Annotated in this window: 2 protein-coding genes; one reads left to right on the plus strand and one right to left on the minus strand. The window is 57.3% G+C overall.

All coding sequences use genetic code 11. The features are described 5' to 3' along the window. The coding region (locus A2J01_RS01535) for a heavy-metal-associated domain-containing protein (RefSeq protein ID WP_064111638.1) at window positions 1-179 on the minus strand (179 nt) is incomplete at its 3' end. A gap of 314 nt (window positions 180-493) precedes the next feature. Here A2J01_RS01535 and A2J01_RS01540 point away from each other — a divergent pair. Next, the coding region (locus tag A2J01_RS01540; protein WP_197494136.1) for a cold-shock protein at window positions 494-562 on the plus strand (69 nt) is incomplete at its 3' end.

The raw sequence follows: 562 nt of genomic DNA on the forward strand, positions 1-562 counted from the left end.
TCGACTGCTGCGACGACGTCGGCTGCGGAGACGGGAGCATCGCTGGTGACGACGACGCGTCCGCTCGCCAGTTCGACATCCACCGCGGTTACTCCCGCGATGTTGCCGATCTCTTCCTTGACGGATCCGACGCAGTGTCCGCAGGTCATTCCGGAAACGGTGTATTCGGCGGTGGTCATCGCAGATCCCTTCGGTTGTGGAAAGCTTATTTTACGGATACCCGGTGTAGGTATCGCTCTGCAATCGAAGGTACCCCCAGGGGGTATGCCTGTCAACGGGCTGGGCAGTGATGAAGGCCTCAGGGAAGACAACACGGCGGATGTGTGGTCTACTTGTGGTGGTCGTAAGTGTTTGTGTTTGTGTTTCCACGCTCGCAAATGGTTAGGTTGCGAGCGTTTGGACATCCTCCACGGATTTGTCTCAGAACGGTCGTAGTAAGTGACCCGGGCGGTCGAAGCGACTGCCTGTTGACACTGTGTTAGAGGAGATTTACATGGCAGAGGGCATCGTGAAGTGGTTCAACTCCGAGAAGGGGTTCGGCTTCATCGCTCCCGAAGACGGC

The sequence above is a fragment of the Rhodococcus sp. EPR-134 genome, assembly GCF_001647205.1.
GTDB lineage: Bacteria > Actinomycetota > Actinomycetes > Mycobacteriales > Mycobacteriaceae > Rhodococcus_F > Rhodococcus_F qingshengii.